Annotated in this window: 23 protein-coding genes and 1 pseudogene; 2 read left to right on the top strand and 22 right to left on the bottom strand. The window is 62.0% G+C overall.

The window, feature by feature from the left end; genetic code table 11:
- Nucleotides 1-3: 3 nt before the first annotated feature.
- Genes L981_RS17730 through L981_RS17705 form a run of 6 tightly spaced genes read right to left on the bottom strand, consistent with a single transcriptional unit; the run spans nt 4 to nt 3,326 of the window.
- On the bottom strand, nt 4-549 hold the full coding sequence (locus tag L981_RS17730) for a S26 family signal peptidase (protein ID WP_043619068.1): 546 nt from the start codon (nt 547-549) through the stop codon (nt 4-6).
- Nucleotides 546-1,064, bottom strand: coding sequence for a DUF2840 domain-containing protein (locus L981_RS17725; RefSeq protein ID WP_043619000.1), 519 nt, complete (start codon nt 1,062-1,064; stop codon nt 546-548). Before L981_RS17725 ends, L981_RS17730 begins: the two co-directional genes overlap by 4 nt.
- Nucleotides 1,061-1,315, bottom strand: coding sequence for a hypothetical protein (locus L981_RS17720; RefSeq protein ID WP_043618997.1), 255 nt, complete (start codon nt 1,313-1,315; stop codon nt 1,061-1,063). Before L981_RS17720 ends, L981_RS17725 begins: the two co-directional genes overlap by 4 nt.
- The gene (gene parA / locus L981_RS17715) at nt 1,312-1,965 is read right to left on the bottom strand and encodes a ParA family partition ATPase (protein ID WP_043618994.1); all 654 of its coding nucleotides are present in this window, start codon (nt 1,963-1,965) and stop codon (nt 1,312-1,314) included. Before parA ends, L981_RS17720 begins: the two co-directional genes overlap by 4 nt.
- Nucleotides 1,962-3,053, bottom strand: a complete 1,092-nt coding sequence (locus tag L981_RS17710) for a replication initiator protein A (RefSeq protein WP_043618990.1) — start codon at nt 3,051-3,053, stop codon at nt 1,962-1,964. The genes parA and L981_RS17710 overlap by 4 nt, the downstream gene beginning before the upstream one ends.
- Nucleotides 3,054-3,326 (bottom strand): AlpA family transcriptional regulator, encoded by a 273-nt coding sequence (locus L981_RS17705; protein WP_043618987.1) that lies wholly within the window; start codon nt 3,324-3,326, stop codon nt 3,054-3,056.
- Nucleotides 3,327-3,793: 467 nt separating this feature from the next.
- On the opposite strand from L981_RS17705, the gene L981_RS17700 reads away from it, so the two are divergent.
- On the top strand, nt 3,794-4,084 hold the full coding sequence (locus tag L981_RS17700; RefSeq protein WP_043618984.1) for a DNA -binding domain-containing protein: 291 nt from the start codon (nt 3,794-3,796) through the stop codon (nt 4,082-4,084).
- A gap of 7 nt (nt 4,085-4,091) precedes the next feature.
- Here the strand turns inward: L981_RS17700 and L981_RS17695 are convergent, their stop codons facing one another.
- Together L981_RS17695 and L981_RS35580 are read right to left on the bottom strand one after the other, a co-directional pair.
- Nucleotides 4,092-4,625, bottom strand: a complete 534-nt coding sequence (locus tag L981_RS17695) for a DUF2285 domain-containing protein (RefSeq protein ID WP_043619066.1) — start codon at nt 4,623-4,625, stop codon at nt 4,092-4,094.
- A 46-nt stretch (nt 4,626-4,671) separates the two neighbouring features.
- Nucleotides 4,672-4,887 (bottom strand): transcriptional regulator domain-containing protein, encoded by a 216-nt coding sequence (locus tag L981_RS35580; RefSeq protein ID WP_082006073.1) that lies wholly within the window; start codon nt 4,885-4,887, stop codon nt 4,672-4,674.
- Between the two features lie 216 nt (nt 4,888-5,103).
- Here L981_RS35580 and L981_RS35905 point away from each other — a divergent pair.
- A pseudogene (locus L981_RS35905) lies at nt 5,104-5,317 on the top strand (VapC toxin family PIN domain ribonuclease); the annotation flags it as partial.
- A gap of 79 nt (nt 5,318-5,396) precedes the next feature.
- Here L981_RS35905 and L981_RS17685 read toward each other — a convergent pair.
- The 14 genes from L981_RS17685 to L981_RS17625 form a co-directional block, all read right to left on the bottom strand.
- Nucleotides 5,397-5,723 carry a DUF736 domain-containing protein gene (locus L981_RS17685; protein ID WP_013368635.1) on the bottom strand — a complete coding sequence of 109 codons (327 nt, stop codon included), beginning with the start codon at nt 5,721-5,723 and terminating at the stop codon, nt 5,397-5,399.
- Nucleotides 5,724-6,471: 748 nt separating this feature from the next.
- Nucleotides 6,472-7,599 carry a DUF3800 domain-containing protein gene (locus L981_RS17680; protein ID WP_082006071.1) on the bottom strand — a complete coding sequence of 376 codons (1,128 nt, stop codon included), beginning with the start codon at nt 7,597-7,599 and terminating at the stop codon, nt 6,472-6,474.
- Between the two features lie 101 nt (nt 7,600-7,700).
- Nucleotides 7,701-8,141 (bottom strand): hypothetical protein, encoded by a 441-nt coding sequence (locus L981_RS17675; protein ID WP_013368632.1) that lies wholly within the window; start codon nt 8,139-8,141, stop codon nt 7,701-7,703.
- A gap of 151 nt (nt 8,142-8,292) precedes the next feature.
- Nucleotides 8,293-9,219, bottom strand: coding sequence for a DUF2493 domain-containing protein (locus tag L981_RS17670; protein ID WP_043618977.1), 927 nt, complete (start codon nt 9,217-9,219; stop codon nt 8,293-8,295).
- A 306-nt stretch (nt 9,220-9,525) separates the two neighbouring features.
- On the bottom strand, nt 9,526-10,563 hold the full coding sequence (locus L981_RS17665) for a toprim domain-containing protein (protein ID WP_043618974.1): 1,038 nt from the start codon (nt 10,561-10,563) through the stop codon (nt 9,526-9,528).
- Nucleotides 10,563-14,885, bottom strand: a complete 4,323-nt coding sequence (locus L981_RS17660; RefSeq protein ID WP_043618971.1) for a strawberry notch-like NTP hydrolase domain-containing protein — start codon at nt 14,883-14,885, stop codon at nt 10,563-10,565. The genes L981_RS17665 and L981_RS17660 overlap by 1 nt, the downstream gene beginning before the upstream one ends.
- 158 nt (nt 14,886-15,043) lie before the next feature.
- On the bottom strand, nt 15,044-15,688 hold the full coding sequence (locus L981_RS17655; RefSeq protein ID WP_043618968.1) for a hypothetical protein: 645 nt from the start codon (nt 15,686-15,688) through the stop codon (nt 15,044-15,046).
- A complete protein-coding gene (locus tag L981_RS17650) occupies nt 15,681-16,097 on the bottom strand; it encodes a hypothetical protein (RefSeq protein WP_043618966.1) in 417 nt (138 codons plus the stop codon). The genes L981_RS17655 and L981_RS17650 overlap by 8 nt, the downstream gene beginning before the upstream one ends.
- A 65-nt stretch (nt 16,098-16,162) precedes the next feature.
- Nucleotides 16,163-16,711: a hypothetical protein gene (locus L981_RS17645; RefSeq protein ID WP_043619062.1), complete on the bottom strand. Its 549-nt coding sequence runs from the start codon at nt 16,709-16,711 to the stop codon at nt 16,163-16,165.
- Nucleotides 16,712-16,909: 198 nt separating this feature from the next.
- The gene (locus tag L981_RS34565; RefSeq protein WP_013368625.1) at nt 16,910-17,074 is read right to left on the bottom strand and encodes a hypothetical protein; all 165 of its coding nucleotides are present in this window, start codon (nt 17,072-17,074) and stop codon (nt 16,910-16,912) included.
- A 417-nt stretch (nt 17,075-17,491) separates the two neighbouring features.
- Complete coding sequence (locus tag L981_RS17640; RefSeq protein ID WP_043618963.1) at nt 17,492-17,797, bottom strand: hypothetical protein; 306 nt, start codon at nt 17,795-17,797, stop codon at nt 17,492-17,494.
- Nucleotides 17,798-17,894: 97 nt separating this feature from the next.
- On the bottom strand, nt 17,895-20,033 hold the full coding sequence (locus L981_RS17635; protein WP_043618960.1) for a ParB N-terminal domain-containing protein: 2,139 nt from the start codon (nt 20,031-20,033) through the stop codon (nt 17,895-17,897).
- Nucleotides 20,034-20,157: 124 nt separating this feature from the next.
- Entirely contained in the window at nt 20,158-20,553 is a 396-nt protein-coding gene (locus L981_RS17630) for a DUF2958 domain-containing protein (RefSeq protein ID WP_013368622.1), read from the bottom strand.
- Nucleotides 20,550-20,913, bottom strand: a 364-nt coding sequence (locus L981_RS17625; RefSeq protein WP_043618956.1) for a zincin-like metallopeptidase domain-containing protein, incomplete at its 5' end; no start/stop codon positions are given. The genes L981_RS17625 and L981_RS17630, both read right to left, overlap by 4 nt.

The raw sequence follows: 20,913 nt of genomic DNA, 5'->3' as shown, positions 1-20,913 counted from the left end.
GATTCAATGCGTGGCCGCCCGCCATTCGTAGCGGCCATCACCTTCCCCATCGGTCCAGAGCGGCAGCGCCCGGCCGATGACGGAACTGGCGGGAACAGGTCCGAAGTAACGGCCATCGAAGCTATCCCGGATGTCCCAATTCATAAGGAAGAGTTCACTGTCGCCGATGATGCGGCAGCCCTGCCAGACCGGCAGATCGCGGCCCATGCGGTCGCGCTCCAGCGCGTCCCCCATCTCGACATTATCGACGGTTATGGTCGCACCGTTACGGCAGACGCGCTGCCCCGGCAGGCCGAGGACACGCTTCAGCAACGGCACGCCGCGTCCGATATAGCCGCGCTGGACCATGAACCGCTCCAGCGGCTCAGACGGCATGATGGCGACCAGTTCGGGAACTTCGAGCGCTTCGGCGGGAGCAACTGTGTAGAAGCCAATGGGCGCGCTGGCAGTCGCATTCCAGATCAGCCGGGTTGGCAGATCGGCAACAGCCGTGGCGACAAGCGTGCCGACGGCCAGCATGGACACGGCAAGGATATGACGGCGGCTCATGGTGCGATCCTCCGTCGGCTGGCCCATGCAGCATGGCGCTCCGGGGTGTAGGGGTTGGGTTCCTGACCGGCACTCAAACGGTTGTGGACGTGCCGCCAATGGTCCGGGGCAACATCCGCCGGATCGACGCCAAGCGCGTCCACCGCATCGATCAGGGCCAACACCCGCTGGACCTTTGGCCAGCCGTCGATACGCAGCAGGATCTCGCCGCCAGGTCGAACGAAGGGCACGGTCTGGTACGGTTCGCCACGCCTGACAGCGCGCAGGATGTCGAGCCGCGAAACGATGGTGCCGTAATCGTTGGAAGCCCAGCGGACGAAGGCGAAGATGCTTTCGGGCTCAAAACCGATCAGACTGCGGCGGCGGTCGATGATCTGCTCAAAGCTCTTGCGGCCAAAGCGTATCCACCGCTCGACCTTCTTTTTCTGGAAGGTCAGTTCGACCAATGTGGTGAACGGTGCAGGCCCGTCGGCCTTCGGATGTTCAAGAGCGGCGTGCACGGTTTTGCCGGTCATGGCTGATCTCCTTCGGTGGGTGGAAACTCGCGGGTCAGCAGCTCGCGCAGCATCACGGCGACGGTGACGCCACGCCGGAAAGCGGCAACCTTGATGCGCCCGCGCAATTCGGGCGTGATGTCGATGGTCAGGCGCGCGGTGAACGCCTCCGTCGGCATTTTGCCGGTTGCTGGCGCCTCGGCGGCTCTGACCCAGCTATCGGGATTGCCCGGACGTGATGCGAAGCCGGATTTCACGGGCGGACGTGTCATGGCACGATCCTCCCGATACCGAGGCCATCGATTTCGGCCGCCAGCGCTGTGACCTCCTGTGCGGCCCGTTCGCCACCATCAGTCTCGGAGACCAGTCGCCCGGTCTGTGCGGCTTCGGCGAAGGCGACGCGCTGGCCGATCGTCGTGGCCAGCAAAGGTGGATCATGGTCCGCCAGTGTCTCGGCCGTTTCGCGGGCGATGACGGTGCGCGCACCACATCGGTTCAGCAGAAAACGGGCGGCCAGTTCAGGGCGATAGATGCGTGCTTCGTTCAGAAGCGCCAGCATCTCGGCCGAGGCCCAGCCGTCAAAGGGGGATGGCTGCACCGGGATCAGCACCAGGTCGGCTGCAAGCAGCGCTGAGCGCATCAGGCCAGCGACACGGGGCGGACCATCAATGACGACATGATCGGCATCACGCGCCAGCTCCGGCGTTTCTCTGTGCAGCGTATCGCGGGCAAGGCCGATGACGGTGAACAGCCTTGGCAGCCCTTCATGGCTGCGTCTCTGCGACCAATCGAGTGCGGAGCCTTGCGGATCGGAATCAATCAGGATGACGCGCTTGCCTTGCGCAGCCCAGGCTCCGGCAAGATGCAGCGCCAGCGTGGTCTTGCCCACGCCGCCTTTCTGATTGAGGAGCGCGACGATCATGGCGTACCCCGCCCAGGTCGGCGGGAAGTGGCACTGGCACCGTGCCTTTCATGCGCGCGCGTCAAAGAAGAAAAGTTAGATTCTATGTTAGATTCTAAGTTAGCAGTCGGATTCTTCTTTTCGTTCCAGAGACTTAACTGGGGTTCGTGCGCCTGATGTGCCGATAGTGCTGCGCCTGATGTACCGATACCCTTTGCGCCTGATGTACCGACGGCATCCACAATGTTGTCCACAGGCACTGTGGATAGATTTTCAGGGCGGATTCGCAGTAGTTCGCGGCGATCTTCGCGCAGAATTTTGAGCTGGTAGCCGGGCAGCGGCTGGCGGGCCGCAATGCGGCGCAGGTCCAGCGCAAAGTCTGATGGCCGGGCCATGCTGCCGGATTTCTGGTGGAGGTGCGCAACCTCGAACAGCCAGCCATGCGGCTGATGTCCGGCATGTTTACGGGCGACACGGTAGAGCCAGCGCTCGATACCGCCGGTCAGCCGGAAATAATCCGGGTCGATGGTCAGGACCAGCGAACGGTCAAGGACGCTGTTGTAGAACCACTCGGGCAGGACAAACTCCATGCCCTCGACGCGACCGTCGCGCGTGGTCATCTCCTCCCATTCGTTGATCCAGGAGAACTGGCGGCGGCGCCAATGCTTGCCATTACGGATCGTGGTGGCGACGACCGTGGATTGCAGCCGGGCAAGCGCTGCCTTCAACAGCAGATATTGCCGGTTTCCGGTGTCGCGCCCGATGGCGCGCAGCAGATGATAGGGCGTAAAACGGAAGAAGCGGGATGTCTTGATGCCGTTGTTTTCGGCGGCGACGATCTGGCTTGCAGCCCAGATCAGCACATCAGCATCCCAGATCGTCGCCATTCCATGTTCGGGCATCCCGAACACCTGCACCTCGACATCGGCGGTCTTGTAGAGGATGGGCTTCGCGCGCGGCGTCTTTGCCAGCGAGAAGAAAGGCCGTTCCATCAGATCGCGCTGGTCGCGCGGACTGGCATCGCCAGTTGCGACCACGAAGGGATCGAGGTGGCTGCGCTCGCTGCCGCCTTCTCGCCGCAGGGCGTCAGGGTGATCGGCGCGCCGCATTCAGAGCTTGCTCCGCTCTTCAGGCGTCAGGGGGCGCGCCGGAAAGACCGTGCCCGCGTCCTTGTCACTGGTGGATTTGCGTGTGCCAATGTCGGCCCAGGCCTGAAGATCCTCGACCGTATAGAGAACCCGGCCACCGATTTTGCGATAGGTCGGGCCGGTCCCGTAGGTCCGGTGTTTTTCCAGTGTGCGAAGAGAAATACCGAGGAAGCGTGCAGCTTCCTGAGTGCGCAGCATGCGCGGTGGCATTTCCGTGTTGCGGCGCTCGGCCATGAGATCACCTCCGGTTCGTCAGGTTGATGCGGCTGCCGGAGACGGCGGCGCGCTATGGCGAACCATGGAAAGTGATCGGCGGCGTGTAGCGTGCCGCATTTGCGCCTATGCGCAGACGGCACCCCCGAAAGGGGCTATGTCAGCGCGAAAAGACGTGAGATTTCAGCGACTCAGTGAGCCCGATGCGGATTCGCCCAAGACATCCGCACGCAGTTCGGCTATGAACACAGATGGAGCAGACGCACTGCTCCGGGGCTTAGTAACCCCTGTTGGCGGTTGGTGTCGGCCGTGACGATGCCACACTCCTTGACCCTATGGTCGGGGAGCCCTTGGCGTATGTTCAGGGCTTCTCGCCTAAAGGCCATGGGGCCGTCCAACACGGTTACTAACTCCCCGATCACCAGGAGTCAGAGAGTTTTATTGCGGGGGCGAACCGCAGAAACTCTTCTGAAAGAAGGGGAATAACCGTGAAAACACCCGTCGAACTTGATCCCGAAGTGGATGATCTGGCTCCGTCCGGCCATGTCATCACCGCTTATGACGAGCAGCACTTTGTGACCTATCTGCGTATTCTGGACGCCAAGTCCGAGGAAGCCGACTGGAAGGAAGTGGCGCGAATTGTTCTGCACCGCGATCCGGCATCAGATGAAATGCGAACCCGGCGATGCTGGCAGAGCCATCTGGAGCGCGCGCAATGGCTGTCGCGGGAAGGTTACACGCAAATACTGGAACAGGCTGCGGCAAACAGGAATCGTTGAGATTGCCTCATTTGCCTTTTGATCCTGGAATCGGCTTGACCGGATAATGCAAAAGCAGTCGATAGCCTCCGCGCATCATCTTGATGCCGTGGGCAACAAGACGACGTGCCTTGTTCTTGCGCGGATCAGTCTCGAAATCTTCCTTGTCGCCACGGAAGCCGAGCAGGACTTCGGCAACAGCGCGATAGCTTTCGCCATGCAGCCGAGCGTCCAGCGCCCGCAGCGACAGAAGGTGCCATTGCCGAAGTTGCGCTGGCATGGCGCGAATATCCGGCCCCGGAGAGCGGCCTGTCAGGCACCTCCAGAGGCGGCGGGCCGCGTGGGCGCGTAATTCCATGAACTCGTCCATGGGCAGGATTGCAGCATAGAAAGCTGCTGCATCGATTGCGCCCTGTGGCAGCCAGAATTGATGCTCCATCCCACCGACACGCCAGATTGCGTGCCAGCCATCCGGTGCGCGGCGCAGGATCAGGCCATCGAGATGTGCGAGAGCGACAAGCCGCCCGCCATCCGGATCGTTCTGCTCGACCGGAGACAGAATAATGGCCTGCGGATTGAAATGCGGTGACCAGAAAGGCGGTGCGCCGTCAGGCTGCGCGTCGGGGTCGTGTGCGAAATCGCACCCCCCAGCGGGAAGCAAAGGCGTCAACCTCATCTCCCGCGGGTTCTCTCCTCTGCGTGAGTCTCTCGACGTCACGGCGATAGTCTTCGTTGCGACGAAGATATTCCCAGGCGAAACCGGCGGGCGGAAGGTCTTTAATGCGTTTATAGGCCGCCGGAGTACGCCAATCTATGCTCTGCATGGCGCGTCCTCCCAAAGCCGGACGGCACAAGGCTACGTCCGACTTGAAAAGGCTGCGGTATTGAATGGTTTTGCGGTAGCGCATCTAACGCGATAAGTGGATCGCCTAACCCGATCAATCCATTAAAGAATCTCTCGTTAGCACTTTGGCGCGTCACATGGGAGACACCCTGACGACATTCCCGTGTCAGTGATCGCAGCCGAATGGCGGAAACGCGCGATTGCGCGGTTCCGGCGCAGACGAGAGCGCGGCCCGCAGGGCGACAAGGCGGACGCCCATTTTGCGCAGGTCCGCGCCGAGTTGGAGCGTGCGGGCTCGCATTGCGGGCCGCACGACATGCAGATCGGCGCACACGCCCGCAGCGAGTGGCTGATCGTGGTAAAAGGAGTTCGTCCGCATGCCCGGCGTGCGGGTGGAGAACCGGGTGTAGCGGTTGCGGTGGGCGTGACAGCGCTCCTGCGGGTATGAGAAAGGCCCCGACCTTGCGGTCGGGGCCTTTGTTCCGCGCCTCAGTCGCCGCGGCGACCGTTGGGGCGGGACCAGATGAGGGAGAAGGTGTCGCCTTCTTCGTCATCGAAGAGGTTGGCATAGATCGGGGCGTTGAAGCTCGGATCGTCCAGCTTGAGGCCCAGATAGTCGCGGCCCTCGTTGGAGCGCTTGGACCAGGCGGCGCCGATTTCGGCGCGGCCGACCAGAACCCGGTGGCTGGGGGCGTTCTCGCCGGTGGCGCGCAGGTCGGGAACGATGCGCACGCCTTTGGCCTGGACGCTGAGGGTGACGATTTCGCCGGTGAAGTCGTTCGAGCCGGTCTTCTTGAAGGTGCCGATGGTTGCCATTTTAAGTCTCCGTTTTCCGTTTCCGAGCCCGCACCATTGCGGCCTCTATGGCGATCGACGGGCCGGAGACGAACGCTGGCGCACGCCCTTTGGGGGCTGGACAGCACAGGAGGAACTTTCTTGTTCCGCGCGGAATGGCGGCTCTGCCGTCAGGGGAAGAAAGGTGTGACGACGCTGTTGCGCTAAAGCGGTCGAAGCGCATCGCGCTGTTCTTCGGCCAGATCAGGCCATTGAAGAGGCCGTTTGGAGCGGTCGAGACACGGGGGGCTGAACGGAGACGTGGCAATCTTGAAGCCCATCATGATGACCAGACGGGTAACACCGGCCTTGCCTGTCGCCCTGCGTCTCAGGCCATGCGCATCTTTCTTCCCGGCCTGTTCTACCGGCATTGCCCCCAACCGGGTTCTGGTCAGACCACAAACGCTGCTGCGGACAGTTCTGCGCTCCTATGGGCCGCGTCTGTGACTCAAGCTGAACCGATGCCTGGTCGCTGTCTGCCACCATTTTCCTGACGAAGATGGAAGATGATCCACTCCCACTTCTGGTCGCCATCAACGGATCGTTGCGGTTCAGGTGCGTGCAAGGTTCCCGTCCGCTGGACCGGCTGCCGCCAGGCCCACTTGGGGTCGAAAAGCAGCTATGCTACGATGGAGGCCATGACTGTTCTGCGGGACAAAGCTACCTTTCTTTCCCTTGTTCTAGTGAGGAAACTGAGCTCTACACATCGTGTGTACTCAGTCTGCGGTTTCTATGCATATCGACCATCGGCAAAGCGAAGAAACCGATCCAGTTTATCAATGTCATGTAGGCTGGCAACGTGATGTAGAAACGCCCGATTGGCGGCATTGGAATTATCGATCAGGTCGCGGAGCAATTCGGCATTTTCCAGAGCAGCTCCAGTCAGGGCCGCACGTTCTCTGTCGACCTCTTCCGCCGATGTTTGGGACAGATAAGTATGCATCTTGCCAATCACGCCGACTGCAATGTCCGAGAGCTGAATTCCGGCTTCCGAGTGCGAATCTGAAAAGAGGTAATTAGTGAAAGGCTCGCCATTACAGGAAAGCTGCACGTCCTCGAAAGCATCACGGATTTCTGTTTCCATGTCCATGATGTGCTTAGAATTTTTGAAAACGGCTACACGGTTGCGATAAAAGGCGCTGAAATCTTCAATCAGTTTACGCGCGGAAAACCCTTCGATAAACGCAAGCTCATCCAGAGAACGGCCTGCCTGCAGGACGCCCTTGAGCATCATTGCATTCATCCCTTCATCAAGAAGGCCCGCATTTCTTTCAACAAGATCGATCAGCTCGTTCAGAAACGGCTCTCGGTTCTGCGGAGCGATATCCGGATAATCATACCGGCGGAACAGATCGACCACAAACGGCAGCTCATGCCTGACGATTTCTGCGAAATCGCTTTTCAAGAGTGCATGATATTCAATCAGCATTGAGTTCCCGAGTTCTGGCAAAATGGAGTCGATCACATCGACAACCGACCAGTACAAGGGATCAAGCTCGTGATAGTGCAGCATCAGATCGTTGTCGGCGATCCACTGCAAAAACGCGGTTAACTTGCTCGATTTAAGGATGTCAAGGAATTCACCCTTCGCGACATGTTTAAGTTTGATCTCATGCGCTGAAGGTTGAATGCGCATAACCTGGCGAAGCGATGAAAGGTCCAGTGGGCGCTGCGGTCCTTCATGAACAACGCCGCCGAGAACAAATGTTTTCAGCTCGGGGACGTTTAGCCCCTGCTCGCCGACATGAAGCTTGCGGATGTTGTTCGTCTCGTCATGGTAAAACGTGTAGACGGTGTCTGCCCCTGTCAGCCCGAACATCTGAATTTGTGGATTACGTATTTCGTCGACATCAATCATCCGATCAAACTAATACGTATTGTTACTTTCACCAAAGGAAAACGGACAACGCGCTGGCACGGATGTGTCACTTTGGGCTCCAAGTAACCACGCAAGGAATTTCAAGCGCGCGCGAAGCTCTCGTTCGCTGGACCGGCTGCCGCCATGCCCGCAACGCGCAGGAACGCCGTCACGCCCACTGCAACCGCGCCGATCACCGAGAAGATGATCTGCCATGTCTCAGACGGCATCATGTGTTTGACAATACCGAGCGTGGCATAGAATCCGGCCATCCCCGCCGGAGCGACGAAGGCCAGAGCAATTAGCAGACGCGCCCAGATCGGGCGGATCAGCATGAGCAGGCCTTGACCGACGGCCAGTGTTAGACCAGCGGCAAGAAGACCGACGACGATGCCGCCGAGCCAACCAGCTCCTGTGCCATAGGCCCAGATGCCTGAGTTCAGTCCGATGAAGAACGGCAGGGCGAATACGGCGAGATTGAACAGCAACCAGCACATGGCGCCGATGGCTGCGATGGAAACGAGGATTCCAAGAACGATCATGGTGGTGTCTCCGTGCAAAAGGTTGGACGGTTGCGCCTTCCACCACCACCACGGCGCACTGCGACATATAGCATGAATATGCCTGTCTGTGCGACATGGAATGGTCGGCGAGCGCTATCGTCATGCTCATGATGAGGTGGGAAGGCAGCGCTCACGCGCTGCCGGTCCCGAAGCGATAGACCGGGATGCCCATCTTGCGGGCCTTATCGGCCAGGTTGTCCTGAATGCCCGTGCCGGGGAAGATGATGACTCCGATCGGCATCGTGGCGAGCATCTGGTCGTTGCGCTTGAAGGGTGCTGCCTTGGCATGTTTCGCCCAGTCGGGTTTGAAAGCGACCTGTGCGACCTTGCGGTTATTGGCCCAGGTGGCCGCGATGCGTTCCGCACCCTTGGGCGATCCGCCGTGCATCAGCACCATGTCCGGGTGCTTGGCGTGGACTTGATCGAGCTTGGCCCAGATCGTCCGATGATCGGTGGTGTCTCCGCCCGAGAAGGCGATCTTTGGTCCGGCGGGCAGCAGCACCTCGTTGTCAGCCCGGCGTTTTGCGGCGATGAAGTCGCGGCTGTCGATCATGGCCGAAGTCATCTGGCGATGGTTGACCCGTGACCCGGAGCGTTGTGACCAGGGCGTTCCGATGGTGCGCAGATAGATGTCGGCGGCGGTATCGCGGAAGGTTTCCATGCTGTCGCGACGCTCGATCAGGCTTTGGCCCGCGCCGATCAGGGTTTCGAGCTGGACGGATTTGACCTCGCTGCCATCCTGTTCGCGCTGAAGGCGCTTCTGTGCCTGCTCGTTATCGTCGAGTTTGGTCTCGATCCGCTCGACAGCGCGGTGGAAGGTGTTGACGGTGGACCAGAGGATCTCGTCGAGGTCGAAATCGAGGCTGGTATCGGCCATGGTGGAAATCAGGGCGTCGAAGATGTCGGAGACTGCGCCCTGGATGGCGTGATCTTCGGGTGTGATCCGGGGATCGGCCTCGTCTTCCGAGGGACGGTAGCCGTAGAGTTCGAGTTCTTCGATGGCATGGCCGGTCGGGGACGTGCTGTGGTCGGGTTCGAAATCGTCGTGCGCGTACATGGGATGCTTCCGTCAGTTGGACCGCGACCGTCGCGGCCTTCATGGCGACGAAAGCTCACGGGCGCTCCGGTCTGGCAGCGCGAGCCTCTGGCGAGGGCCTTGATGGCAAAGCCGGGCTGATTTGTTTCGCGCTGTAAAGGCGGCTCTGCCGCCGACGGAAATCAGTCGGGCGCCGCCATTGCCTGACCGGAGCGTTTGTGGGCCGATCGCCCTCTCGGAAGGCCAAGGCGCGGTCCTCTACTGATGACAGGATGCAGCCTATGCGCATGACAGGATCGGAACGCCCCGATCACGGCCCCGTACCGGCTATGCGATTGATGCCATGAAGCGGCTGACGTCCTCGGGAGCGATTTGCACCCGGATCTCTGCCCGAACGGCATCCAGCCCGTAAGTTGCGAGATCTTCGTTGAAGTCCCCCATCATGGGCGAGAGCGTGATGGCGTCGATCCCGGCCTCGTGCGCCCGGTCCACCAGGCTATCGCGGGCGCTGTCACCTGCCGGATCGTTGTCGCGGACGATATAGAGCCTGCGCAGTTGCGGCGGGAACAGGATGGCGGCGAGGTGTCCGGCCGAAAGTGCGGAAACCATCGGCATGGTGGGCAGAGCCTGACGCAGCGACAGGATGGTTTCGATACCTTCCCCCGCTGCCATGACATCCCGCGCATCACCGAGACGCACCGCATGTCCGAGCAGGTCGCCCATTGCCTTCCTCGGCGGATCGACAGGTGCCTTGCCGGAACCGTCAGGGGCCAGCCATGTGCGGTGTGCGCCGGTGATCCTGCCATCGAAGTCGGTGACGGCGGCGATCATGGCGGGCCATGTTTCGGTCGGGCCATCCTCCTCGGGCCGACAGTAGCAGTTGGGGTGAAAGCGCAGATTTGCGGTCTGGCGTAAATCCGTAATGCCGCGTCCGCGTAAATACGTTTCTGCGATACTGCCGATCAGCGGCTGCGTCATGCGCCAGAGGCGGCGTGCGGCCTCGGATGATCCCGATGGTGCTGGCGTTCGGGACGGACGGGATGGTGGCTGCGGTTCTGGATGCGGCAGGCTGAGGAAACGCCGGGCTTCTTCGGCAACGTCTGCGAAGTCGATCAGACCGAGCGAGTCGCGTATCACGTCCAGCAGATCGCCATATTCACCCGTGGCCGAGTCCTGCCATTTACCGGCAATGCCTTTCACGCTGTCGTGCAGCCGGACGAACATCGAGCGACCAGCAGTGTTTCTGACATCGCCAACCTGCCAGTAATTGCCCTGTTTGCGACCATTCGACAAATAGTGACGGCACACCGCCTCGGCCTGTCGGCCGAGACGCTGCGCCAGTTCGGAAGCGTTGAGACGCGCCATTATGCGGCCTCCCGCTCACCGATGCGTTCAACCGGGAAGCGTTCAAGCAGTTTGCCGGTGATCTCCGGTCCCGTTGCATCGACGGGCACGAAGAAGCGCAGTTTCCACGAGATGATCTCGCTGAAGAGGCCATAGGCCCGCAGCCGGTCGCGCATCGCGTCAGTAAAGCCGGTCAGTTCGATCCGGTTGGCGCCCATGACCCGGACGCGGCGCAGTTGCAGCCCCTCGGCGAGATCAAGGATAGTGCGGCCTTCGATCAGCGCGGCATAGGCGGCATCCGGTGTCAGGCTGCTGGTAACGCCACTGGTCGAGGCATTCGCAGCCCATGCTGGCGATACGCGGCGACCGATGATGCGCTCGCCCTCGTCGGTCTGGAGCCGATAGACGCGGGCCGAGTCCTGCGGCAGGCGCTTCCAGATTGGCAGCAAAAGTCCCGTCACCATGTGCAGGATGTTATCGTTGAACTCTGGCACCTCGGCCAGTTCAGCCTTCCAGGCTGCGCAGAAGTCGGCACGGTCGGCCTCAAGCCAATGGGTTTCCCCCATCGCCCGCACCGGAACGTTCATCGCCTCCATGGGGCGGATCAGCCGAACGCGCCGTTCGATCTCGCCATCATCCAGCATGACGCTGGTGGTCGGGATCTGCACAGCGGCACGACCGGATCGCTCGTTGATGAGCAATCTTGCACGGGGATCATCCAGTTCTGCCAGGGCTGCATCGAGCGTGACCGGCTGATTGCGTTTGCGCTCTGTCAGGGTCAGGAGCCGGGTTTCCGCGCCGGTGCCCGGATGGGTGTGGATCACCTGCCGGTCCGTGACGATGAAGCTTTCGGCCTTCAGCGTTTCCAGCCCCATGTCATATGTGCCGGATGCAATCGCCCCGTCGATCCGCGCCTGGAGAAGCTGCTCGAAGGCCGAGAACAGAATGCCCTGCAACTCGATGGTCAGCGCCAGCAGGCGGTTGAGGAAGGTGGTGATCGGCGGCAGTTCATCCTTCACCCCGTTGCTGTCCATCAGCTTCAGCCCGGTGGCGGATTCAAACCGTTCGAGCGAGCATCCCTCGATCTTGCCGCGCACGATCAGCAGATAGAGCTGGCGCATCGCGTCGCGGGCATAGGCGGATTCGAGGTTGTCCTCGGGACGGAACAGCCCCTGACCGCCGGTCTGACGCTGGCCGCGGGTGATCGCGCCCAGCGTGTCGAGGCGGCGGGCGATGGTCGAGAGGAAGCGCTTCTCGGCTTTGACGTCCGTGGCGATGGGCCTGAACAGCGGCGGCTGCGCCTGATTGGTCCGGTTGGTGCGCCCAAGCCCCTGAATGGCGGCATCGGCCTTCCAGCCCGGTTCCAGCAGATAATGCACGCGCAGGCGCTGGTTTCTCGCCGAGAGTTCGGCGTGATAGCTGCGTCCGGTGCCACCGGCATCAGAGAAAACCAGAATGCGCTTCTGGTCATCCATGAAGGCCGAAGTCTCGGCGAGGTTGGCAGAAGGCGCTCGGTTCTCGACCGCAAGATGTGCCGATTCTCCGTCGCCCTTGCGCACGATCCGGCGCGAACGGCCTGTGACTTCCGCCACCATATCCGTGCCGAAGCGCTGCACGATCTGGTCGAGCGCCCCCGGCACGGGTGGAAGCGAACCGAGTTGCTCGAGCATCTCGTCGCGCCGCGCCACGGCTTCGCGGCATTCCACCGGCTGACCATCGCGAAAGACAGGGCGTGACGACAGGTTCCCCTCGCCATCGCTGAACGGCTCATAGAGCTGCACCGGGAAGGAATGCTGCAAATACGAGCCTACATACTCCCTGGGCGTCACATCGACGGAAATATCGTTCCATTCCTCGGTCGGAATCTCGGACAGCCGGCGTTCCATCAGCGCTTCGCCGGTCGAGACGATCTGGATGACGGCGGCATGGCCCGCTTCCAGATCGGCATCGATGGAGCGGATCAGTGTCGGGGTCTTCATGGAAGTCAGCAGATGGCCGAAGAAGCGCTGCTTGGTGCTCTCGAACGCCGAACGGGCGGCGGATTTGGCCTGCCGGTTCAGCGTTCCCTCGCTGCCGGTGATATTGGCGGCTTCCATCGCCGCATCGAGATTCCCATGAATCACGGCGAAAGCGGCAGCATATGAATCGTAGATGTGCCGCTGTTCGTCCGTGAGCTGATGCTCGATCAGTTCATATTCGACGCCATCATAGGAGAGTGAACGGGCGGTATAGAGGCCGAGGGATCGCAGGTCGCGGGCCAGCACTTCCATGGCCGCAACGCCACCAGCTTCGATCGCCTCGACGAACTCGGCGCGGGTCTGGAACGGGAAATCTTCGCCGCCCCAGAGGCCAAGGCGCTGCGCATAGGCAAGATTGTGAACCGTGGTGGCGCCGGTTGCCGAGACATAGACCACGCGGGCATCGGGCAGAGCGTGCTGTAGCCGCAGGCCCGCCCTTCCCTGCTGAGAAGCGGCGACATCGCCGCGTTCACCTTTTCCGCCACCGGCATTCTGCATGGAATGGCTCTCGTCGAAGATGATGACCCCGTCGAAATCGGACCCCAACCATTCGACGATCTGCTTGACGCGGGAAACCTTCTCACCCCGGTCGTCGGAGCGTAGCGTGGCATAGGTTGTAAATAGGACGCCTTCCGACAGCGCGATCTTTGCGCCTTGAGGGAAGCGTGACAGAGGCGTGACCAGCAGCCGTTCCATGCCGAGCGCCGACCAGTCGCGTTGCGCGTCCTCGATCAGCTTGTCGGATTTGGAGATCCAGATCGCCTTGCGCCGACCGCGCAGCCAGTTGTCGAGAATGATGGCAGCGGACTGGCGGCCCTTGCCAGCGCCGGTTCCGTCACCGAGCATGAAGCCGCGGCGAAAGCGGATCGATCCGGCAGCATCTTCGTGCGCGGCGCTCACAGTGTCGAAATGCTCGTCTACGGTCCAAGCACCCGCGAGATGATCGGCATGGGCTTCCCCGGCATAGATCACCGTTTCGAGTTGGGCGTCCGACAGACGCGCGCAGATGTCGGCGGGCAGCATGGGCCGGTAGGAGGGCTTCGGCGGTGCGACCGAGGCCATGGCGGCGGATTGCACCAGCTTGGTCGGATGAGGCTGCGCGCCAGCAATGCGCACCGATTGCAGCGCATATTCCTCATAGATCGCGTCGGACAGGCGAGCGCCGTCCGGTGGCGTCCAGTCCACGGTCTCATAGGAAAGTTCGACGCCCTCGGGATCATCGGCGGGAGCAGCGGCAGGTCGCGCAACTGTCGCGCGGGCCAGATAGCCCCGCACGGTTCTCGGCGCGGTGGTTGAAGCGGGCACCGCGATCTTAGGTAATGAAACCGGCGAACGCTGCGGGACATGCACCTCGATCCATCCGATCAGCGTGGCAATATCAGGCGCGATGCCCGGTGAGGCCGGAAAACTGGTCGGGTCGTCGGCGGGCAGTTTGTCGATCACCGTCAGCCGCGTGTCGATTGTGGTGCCGTGCTTTGCATAGACCGCGCCATCGACGGCGGCGGTGAACACCACGCGGCCACGCGCCTGCAAGCGGATGAACTCCTCCCGCCATGCTGGAGCTTCGGGGCCAAAGCCAGCGCCGGTGATCGTCACCAGCCGACCGCCCGGAGCAAGACGGGCCAGCGCCGAGGCAACATGGCGGTAGGCCGCATCAGCGACACGCCCGCTGACATTGGCCATAACCGAGAATGGCGGATTCATCAGCACAACGGACGGGACGGCATCTGGAGCCAGATGATCGTCGATCTGGGCGGCGTCGAAGCGGGTGACGGCAAAGGCCGGAAAGAGCTGGGCAAGAAGATCGGCGCGGGTATCGGCGAGTTCATTGAGGATCAGCGAACCGCCGATGGTCTGCGCCAGGATCGCGAGAAGGCCGGTGCCAGCCGATGGTTCCAGAACCCTGTCATCAGGCGTGATCGCAGCGGCCGTCATAGCGGCAAGACCAAGCCGGGTCGGCGTCGAAAACTGCTGGAAGTTCTGGCTTTCCTCGGAACGCCGGGTCTGCGTGGGCAGCAGCGCCGCGATCTTTGCCAGCACGGAAATCCGTGCAGCCGGAGACGCGGCTTTACGGAAAAGCGCCTTTCCGTATTTGCGTAAGAAAAGGACGGTAGCGACCTCGCACGCCTCATAGGCCAACTTCCAGTCCCAGGCCCCGGTAGCATCGGATGCGCCGAAGGCGGTTTCCATAGCACCGCGCAAGGTGACGGCATCGACGCGCTGACCGCATTCGAGATGGGGAAGCAGAAGATTGGCCGCAGCCAGGATCGCAGGCGCAGCCGCCAGCGGCGTGACCGGATCGGTCACGGGGAAAACCATGTTCATGTCGGGAACCTCAGGAGAGCGGGAAGGACAAGCCGGGGCAGCTCTCTCTCTCGACCGCCCGGACTTAACCCCTTCCGGCCCGCCTCTCACTCTCAAAGCGCAGCATGAAAAAAGCGCCCCGACCGGACGGCGGGGCGCTTGTCAGTGTTTTCCCGGGATCATCCGAACCGGCGACCGGCTTCGGTAAAGGTGTATTCATTGGCGGCGATGGTTTCATCGACCACTTCGTCCGAGGATAGATATTCATATTCGCGCTCAAGCTGGCGGTAGAGCCAGCGGGCCAGATCGCGCAGCGCCTCGGTGATCGTCTCCTCGGCATCGGCGGTCATGTCCTGCCAGGTCGGGCTGTCTCGCTCGACCGAGATCGCCATGCAGTATTCGTGATAATAATGGCCGCGATGGCTGGCCTCGGCGCGAAGCTGATAGAAGTTGCGGCGCTGGATTGCCTGAAGGGCATCGGCGATGCGGTGCAGTTCGGTGTCCTGCGGGGCGTATTCCCGGATCAGGCGTGGCGCATGTTTCCGGTAGGAATACCAGGATTCAAAGCAGGCACCGTCCCCCTGCGAGGAGAAGCCCCGGAACCAGATGCAGGGGTCTTGCCGTGTGCTCCCGCCCATCAACCGGACGGTGCGGGTCTTGAGGTTCAGCCCGACGATTTTCGCGATGCGCTGGAAATCATCATAGACGGCATCGTACCAGCCATAGTCGAAGCCGCCTTCGCGATACCACGCCCGGGCCTTGTCCTTTGCCCCATCGGAAAGCTCGTCGAGGCGATAGACGGTGGTTTCAATGATCTCAGGCATAGGGATCGCCTCCCTCCAGCACGGTGGAAAGCCAGCCATCGGTATTGATCCAGTCCACCGTCTCGCCGGTAGCGAGATCGAGGACATGCGCCCCGCCAGCAAAGCCGTCGATCCTCGGGCGTGAGCAGCTATTTGCCCACTGCATCCCCCATAGGCCGGTCAGGCTGAACTGTTTGGCACAACGAAGCACGAATTTGATGACATGCGCGGGATCGCCGTTGCCATCATCGTGCATCCAGAGTTCAGAACCGCGATGCTCCGGCTGGATGGAAAGCTGGAAGCCATTCTCGGGCGGGTCTTCACCGGCATTGTGATCCGACAGTGCGGTGTAGAGATGAAGTGCGCGAACTGCATTCTCATGCGTTCCAACATCGAGAATGCAGGAGAAATGGGTGAAATAGTCGGCCATGTCAGCCTCCTGAGATAAGAACCCCCGGCGCAGGACCGGGCGAGATGATGGAGAATGGGTGAGGCTCAAGCCGCTTGCGGCAGACGGAGCAGATCGGCGGAGGTTTCGCGCCAGAAGGGATCGACCAGCCGAGCCTCCAGCACAGCGGCTCGGTAGCGCAGCGCGCGTGCATCTGCATGGGCCAGCGTCCTGAAGGCCATGCCGCGCAGACGGCTGGCTTCGGTCACGATCCGACGGGCTTCGGCATCGGATGCGACGGGCTGTTCCCAGAGGATAATGTCGGCGCGGATTTCGCCGGCGAGGACCAGGCGCTGATCGCGGTCCTGAATGAGCATGATGCGCGGCTGAAAATACGGGAAGCTGTCCGGCCCCGTGCAAATATCACCGCGCGCCACGCGCAAGGCTGCGGCTTGTATAGCCCCTTCCGGTGACGGGCATTCCCCAAGCGGGATCACGCGGTCGAAGCTGTTTGCATCGTCACCGGCGTCGTAACTGGCCACGCCGAGGCACGAGATGCGCAGCGGCAGCTTTTGCGACCGATAAAGCGCGGGCAGAACATCGGCAGCCAGAATATGACCGATGGAACGGAAGGTTTCGGAACGGGCAAAGGTCATCGGGATCACTCCATGACGGGCGCCGGTGAGCCTCTCTCTCCAGCCCTCAACCCGTCACGGCCGAACGGCCCGCACTCTTCCTCTCTGACCGGGCTTGTTCCCGGTTCCGCTGCCGGCGATGGGCGACCATCGCAAGGCTGAAGGCCCGAAGCACGGGCTGCTGCCCTCGGGCCGTCGGGGATGAGGCGCTTTCGCGCCTTATTCCCACGGGTCCAGCTCCAGCTTCACCATATCCTCGTCGCCGTCGAACTCGGCGGCGGGGCAAGCGGCGTGGGTGCCGTCTCCGGCCTGGAACACGACGATTGAGACCATCAGCGTGGTGGCGAGGCTGGCGGCGAAGGCAGTGGCATCTGCATAGGACATGGGTTCCGGCTCCTGTCTTGGGAGGCGGGGGACCATCCCCCGCGCGACAGGCGCCCGAAGTGTCTGACCGGATCTGCAATCACTCGAGGGCGTTCGGACTTTTTCCGAATCCCCGAGGGCGGCACGCGCGCGTAAGCCGACCCCTTTGGGGTTGAATGTCAAAGAGACGGATCGGACCAAGGTTTGCGAATGGAAGCGGGGGTGGTTTTTCGCATCTGACAGGATGCCGGATACCCGTCGCAGATGCTCTGCCGCGCCAGCCTTGCCACCATGCTGGTATCAGGATCGTGTTCCCTTCAGGCCAGAGATGGCTGCCGCTTGTCCTGGTGGGGATGGCGGATTGCATGGTGAAGCCGGATTGGACCCGTCCGGTGCAGGCCTCCCATCCTCACGGCCCAACACCCTGCGATCCGGCCTTCAGCTCCAAAGCCCATCGGCAATTTCGCGGGCGATCATGGCGCGTGCTTTCATCATCAGATCGTCGCCCGATGTGTCGACATGACCATAGAAGCGCGCGCGGCCGCCATGGGCAGTCCATTCGGCGTAGCGGCAATATTTACGGGCATCGAGCCGGAACACCCGCATTTCTTCGGCCCAATGGGGCTTTGGTTCCACGACGACGGTGATGCCGTCGCGGGTTTCCTCCCAGGGCAGCGTGCGCTCAATCGGACGGTTCTCCCGATCCTGGGCGATGATTTCGTCAATGCTGATGCTGGCAGCCATGGCGGCTCTCCAAAGAAAAAGCCCGATCACGAGGACCGGGCGAGTTGCGGAAACGGAGGGTAGTAAACGGGGCGACCGAAGCCGCCCCGCATGAGTGCTATTCAGCAGCGACCATATGCTGTTCTTCCTCGTCGTCAGCCGGGTCGTCCTCGCCATCGCTGGAGAGGAAATCGGGCAGATCGTCGACTTCCGCCGCAGCGCCCGATGTCGGATCGACTTCGATACCATCGTCCACCATGCGCAGCGGCTCAGGCAGCCAGCCAGTCTCGGCCAGTAGGCGTTCGGCTTCCTTGGCCATGTCGCCCTTCTTGAGGTGCCCGATCAGATCGGCGGCCCGGTCTCCGGCCCCTTCGCGCACAGCTTCAAGGATACGCGGCTTGGTCACGCGGCCTAGATAATTGCCAACTGTAGGCCGCCAGCCCACGACCACCATGTCGAGGCCGGTCGAACGGGCCAGCCGATCAGCTTGTGACAAGCGGATGTCCAGCCCGTGCTGACTGACGCCCGTGCCGCTATGGGGGTTGGGCTTTTCATAGAGCGCGTTGATACCGTAGCTGACGCAATGGGCGAGCAGATCCATGCGCGAACCATCGTCCAGATCGGTCAGCCAATCCCAGAGAGCGGCATCGTCTGCCGGGACATGATCGCCCCAGCGTTCGTGCCGGTCTGCAATGGCCTTGGCTGAGGCGCTATCGCGCAGATCTTCGGCCTGTGCGGGCAGATCCACTTTTCGGACCTGCGCTTCGAGGCATCCTTTGCTGGAATGCGGCATGAAGCGATCCATGACCAGTCGGTGGAGCAGTGCCGTCATGGCGACATGCGGGTTCACCGCCACCGCATCCCGCAGCGCCAGCGTGCGATGCGCGGTCAGTTCGCTGACCAGACGATCGGGCAGCGGCTTGATGGTGTCGGCCTCGTCTTCCTCCTCCGTTTCGACCGGCTGGCCGCCCAGCGTGATAACCGCATGCATGCGGCTCACCTCCGGTTCAGCCCGCTGGATCACCTCGCCGGTTTCCGGGTCAATGATCTCAGCCTCCGGTTCCGCAGGCGTTTCGTCCTCGGCGCGAACATACCCGCGTTCGATCAGCAATGCGCCATCGGTGTCGATGCTGATGAAGACACCCGCCATGCCGATCTGTTCCGGCTCGAAGGTCATCGGGCGGCGCTCGAAGGTTTCCAGCGCCTGTTCGATCTCACCGAGGCGGGCGTCGATCTCGTCAGGCAGTTCGTCAGCCTCGCCATATTCTGCTTCGAGCCGGTCATATTCGTCACGCAATGCCTCGCGGGTGGCGCGTTCCTCTTCGCTCAGATCGACCGTAGTGCCGACAATCTGACGAAGGCCATGATCGTGACCGTAGGGAAAGGTGATGGCGAGCTCGATCCACTTCCAGCCCTCTGCGGCGATGGCTTCGGCCTCGGCCTTCAGTTTTTCGCCCACCAGCCGGTCGAGCAGCACCGGATCTTGCAGCCAGCCACCATCGTCCTGCTGAAAGAGATCGCGCAGCACGCAGCCGCCAGCCTCCTCATAGGCGGCAATTCCGACAAACACTGCCCGCTTGTCGGCGGCGCGGACCGTGGTTTCGGTCAGCAGGCGGCGGATGTGGTAGGGTTCCTTCTGCCAGCCATCCTTGATCGCTTCCCAGACTTGCTCCTGACGCGCATGGTCAGAACTGACGGTGAAGGCCATGAGCTGTTCCAGCGTCATGCCGTCCTCGGCATAGATGTCGAGCAATGCCGGTGAGACCGAAACCAGACGCAGGCGCTGCTTCACCACCTTGGCATCCACGAAGAACGCGGCGGCGATGGCTTCCTCGGTCATGCCCTTTTCGCGCATGGCATGGAAAGCGCGGAACTGATCCAGCGGATGCAGCGGAGCACGCTCGATGTTCTCGGCGAGCGAAACCTCGTCGATCAGCACATCGGCGCTGGCCTCCGACACCACACACGGAACCGGCGCAATTTTGGCGAGGCGCTTCTGCTTGACCAGCAGTTCCAGCGCGCGGAAACGGCGACCGCCGGCGGGCACCTCGAACATGCCGGTTTCCTTCCCCTCGGCATCCACGACCGGGCGGACATGCAGGGACTGGATCAGGCCGCGACGGGCGATGGACTCGGCCAGTTCCTCGACCGAGATCTCGGCCTTGACGCGCCGGACGTTGGACTGGCTGAGCACCAGCTTGTTGAAGGGAATGTCGCGCGAGGACGACAGCGTGATCTTCTGAACGGCAGTGGCCATGTCAGTGACTCCATGACGGACGCCGGTGAGCCTCTCTCTCCGGCTATCAGCCCGTCACGAAGCGAAGCGCCGCCCTCTTCCTCTGAAGAGAGCGACGCCAGCCGCAGAACCTGAAACCCGGAAATCAGGCACTCCGGTTTTCTGTATCGGCGGATGTACGGGAAAAGCCCGCGCCGACGCGGTAGAGCAGACGCTCGGCGGCGCGGATGCTGCCGGTTTCACGGGCGGCCTCGGCCCAGACCGAGATCGGGAAATCCCCGGTGAACAGCAGATCGCGCTCAATGCCCATGCCAAAGGGCAGCCGGACTGACTGCATCTCGCTCAGGCTCCATGACCCCAGTTCGGGATAGCCGAGATCGGCCAGGCCGAACATGATGTCGCCATCGTCATCCAGTTCGGTGGCGAGCCAGACGCCTTCACCGAGTGGGTTGAAGAACTTCACGACCGGGATGTGATCCTGATCGCGCTGGCGACCATTCGCCAGCAGGCGGTCGCGCTGTGTGCCGGTCAGGAGGATCATGCCGCAGCCCTCCGGTCGGTCTCGGTTACGCTGGCATCCGGCTCCCCGGCGTCCTCGGCCGGCAGATGCGACAGCAGCCAGTCCGCCGCCTTGCTGGCCTGCGAGGCCGCGCGGACGATGGCGCGGGAATCCTCGCGCATGACCTCCAGCCACGACCCGATATAGTCGGCATGACGCACGGTCGGCACGATCCCGAGCGCGGCGCAGCTGAAAGCCGCAGTCTGTTCTGCAATCATTTCCTCAAAGGCATATTTCTTCGAGCCGAACGAGCCGGTCAGATTGCGGTTGAGGCGGCTGTGATGGCCGCTGGCGTGACCCAGCTCGTGCAGGGCCGTCCGGTGCCAGTTGATCGGCTCGAAA

It is taken from the genome of Ensifer sp. ZNC0028 (assembly GCF_000799055.1).
Classification (GTDB): domain Bacteria; phylum Pseudomonadota; class Alphaproteobacteria; order Rhizobiales; family Rhizobiaceae; genus Ensifer.
Note: the sequence above shows the minus strand (reverse complement) of the source record. Positions and strands in the feature narration are given on the sequence as shown.

What these genes read in the sequence shown, in the direction of transcription:
- L981_RS17730 (WP_043619068.1), bottom strand. Translation starts at nt 549, where the DNA reads ATGAGCCGCCGTCATATCCTTGCCGTGTCCATGCTGGCCGTCGGCACG.
- L981_RS17725 (WP_043619000.1), bottom strand. Translation starts at nt 1,064, where the DNA reads ATGACCGGCAAAACCGTGCACGCCGCTCTTGAACATCCGAAGGCCGAC.
- L981_RS17720 (WP_043618997.1), bottom strand. Translation starts at nt 1,315, where the DNA reads ATGACACGTCCGCCCGTGAAATCCGGCTTCGCATCACGTCCGGGCAAT.
- parA (WP_043618994.1), bottom strand. Translation starts at nt 1,965, where the DNA reads ATGATCGTCGCGCTCCTCAATCAGAAAGGCGGCGTGGGCAAGACCACG.
- L981_RS17710 (WP_043618990.1), bottom strand. Translation starts at nt 3,053, where the DNA reads ATGCGGCGCGCCGATCACCCTGACGCCCTGCGGCGAGAAGGCGGCAGC.
- L981_RS17705 (WP_043618987.1), bottom strand. Translation starts at nt 3,326, where the DNA reads ATGGCCGAGCGCCGCAACACGGAAATGCCACCGCGCATGCTGCGCACT.
- L981_RS35580 (WP_082006073.1), bottom strand. Translation starts at nt 4,887, where the DNA reads ATGCAGAGCATAGATTGGCGTACTCCGGCGGCCTATAAACGCATTAAA.
- L981_RS17685 (WP_013368635.1), bottom strand. Translation starts at nt 5,723, where the DNA reads ATGGCAACCATCGGCACCTTCAAGAAGACCGGCTCGAACGACTTCACC.
- L981_RS17680 (WP_082006071.1), bottom strand. Translation starts at nt 7,599, where the DNA reads ATGATTGATGTCGACGAAATACGTAATCCACAAATTCAGATGTTCGGG.
- L981_RS17675 (WP_013368632.1), bottom strand. Translation starts at nt 8,141, where the DNA reads ATGATCGTTCTTGGAATCCTCGTTTCCATCGCAGCCATCGGCGCCATG.
- L981_RS17670 (WP_043618977.1), bottom strand. Translation starts at nt 9,219, where the DNA reads ATGTACGCGCACGACGATTTCGAACCCGACCACAGCACGTCCCCGACC.
- L981_RS17665 (WP_043618974.1), bottom strand. Translation starts at nt 10,563, where the DNA reads ATGGCGCGTCTCAACGCTTCCGAACTGGCGCAGCGTCTCGGCCGACAG.
- L981_RS17660 (WP_043618971.1), bottom strand. Translation starts at nt 14,885, where the DNA reads ATGAACATGGTTTTCCCCGTGACCGATCCGGTCACGCCGCTGGCGGCT.
- L981_RS17655 (WP_043618968.1), bottom strand. Translation starts at nt 15,688, where the DNA reads ATGCCTGAGATCATTGAAACCACCGTCTATCGCCTCGACGAGCTTTCC.
- L981_RS17650 (WP_043618966.1), bottom strand. Translation starts at nt 16,097, where the DNA reads ATGGCCGACTATTTCACCCATTTCTCCTGCATTCTCGATGTTGGAACG.
- L981_RS17645 (WP_043619062.1), bottom strand. Translation starts at nt 16,711, where the DNA reads ATGACCTTTGCCCGTTCCGAAACCTTCCGTTCCATCGGTCATATTCTG.
- L981_RS34565 (WP_013368625.1), bottom strand. Translation starts at nt 17,074, where the DNA reads ATGTCCTATGCAGATGCCACTGCCTTCGCCGCCAGCCTCGCCACCACG.
- L981_RS17640 (WP_043618963.1), bottom strand. Translation starts at nt 17,797, where the DNA reads ATGGCTGCCAGCATCAGCATTGACGAAATCATCGCCCAGGATCGGGAG.
- L981_RS17635 (WP_043618960.1), bottom strand. Translation starts at nt 20,033, where the DNA reads ATGGCCACTGCCGTTCAGAAGATCACGCTGTCGTCCTCGCGCGACATT.
- L981_RS17630 (WP_013368622.1), bottom strand. Translation starts at nt 20,553, where the DNA reads ATGATCCTCCTGACCGGCACACAGCGCGACCGCCTGCTGGCGAATGGT.